This window comes from Kitasatospora sp. NPDC002522, from assembly GCF_053595195.1.
Genome location: NZ_JBSFXE010000124.1, coordinates 1 through 1,294, shown reverse-complemented (window position 1 = coordinate 1,294; position 1,294 = coordinate 1). Strand labels below are relative to the sequence as shown.

General features: G+C 74.3%; 1 protein-coding gene. It reads right to left on the bottom strand.

The genetic code is table 11. The annotated features are described in order from the left end of the window. On the bottom strand, positions 1-696 hold a 696-nt coding region (locus tag ACWD4U_RS34785), incomplete at its 3' end, for a collagen-binding domain-containing protein (protein WP_449787419.1). Positions 697-1,294 lie beyond the last annotated feature (598 nt).

The following is a 1,294-nucleotide window of genomic DNA, read 5'->3' as shown; positions in this document are numbered from 1 at the left end:
CCGATCTGCGGTGTCGACCACGACGAGCAGCGGTCCGCTCTGCGTCGGCGCGGTGCGGACGTTCAGTCCGGCGAGGCGGTTGAGTGCCGCGCCGGTCAGGTGCAGCACGTTGGTGCGGCTCGGGTCGAGGGTGAGGAAGCCCGTGCTGCCCGCCGGGACGTCGGCGGGCAGCGGCTGCCCCGCCGCGTCGGTGAGGGTGAGGTTCTCGGGGCAGGCCGCCAGGGCGGTGGCCCGTTGCCGGTAGGTGGCGAACAGCGCAGTGAAGTCGATCAGTCCGGTTGCCGGGGCTACCGAGGCCGGGGGCTGGCGCACCGTCAGTTCGATCCGCGGGACGCTGTTGTGGCCCGCGTCGGCGGCGACCACCTGCGTGGTGACCTGGGCGTGGTTGGCGTCGGTGTCGAGGACCGGCGCTCCGGTGGGGTCGCCGATCTTCAGGTACCGGTCGCCGAGCACCGTGAGCACGCCGTTGCGGCTGCTGCCGGCGAAGTCGACCCGGCCGCCGACCAGGAGCGCGGTGGGGCGGTCGTCGCCGGGAACGGTGAAGCCGCCCGCCGCGTGCAGGCCGACGTGGTAGCCGGGGCCGAAGGTGAGGTCGCCGCCGAGGGCGACGGCGCCCTCGGTCTCGCCGCTGCCGAGCACCGCGTCCTGTTCGACGATGGTGCCGAAGCCCCGGTTGCCCGCGACCGGGTTGCCGATCCCCGCGCGCTTCCCGCCGGCCGGGACGACCGCGCCCGCCGACGCGGCCGGAGCGAGCAGCGGGAGGGCCGTGAGGCCGGCGGCGAGGACGAGGGCGTGGCGGAGCGGGGACTAGATCGGACGGTAGGCCGATCGCACGGCCGCCCACCCGGCACCGCGCGACGACACGCGGCGGCGCCTCCCCCGAACGGCAGCACCCGACCCCGACGAACGCCCACCGCCCCCGCACCCGGCTGCCCCCGCACAACGGCCGTCCACGCAACGGCCGTCCGCACACCGAGTGTCCGCGCGCCGGGCGTACCCGGCCCCCGCTTGCGGACGTACGGCGGGAGTCTGTCGGATCGACGATTCCCCTGGTCCGTTTCACGGACCTCTCGCTGACCGAAAACTGACGAACCGCCAGCTCAGTGGCGTAGACCGGCCAGTAGCTCTGGCCGGATGCCGCCAATCGCCAACTGCCGCCGCTGTGACGACTCTTGTCAAGTGGTATAGGCCAATCGTAGCCTTCGGGGCAGCTCGCGGTGTGCCGGGTCCACATCGCGCCGCTCCGGCGTCGCGCCCCGGGGCCGGGCAGACGTGCCCACTCCCCCACATCCGG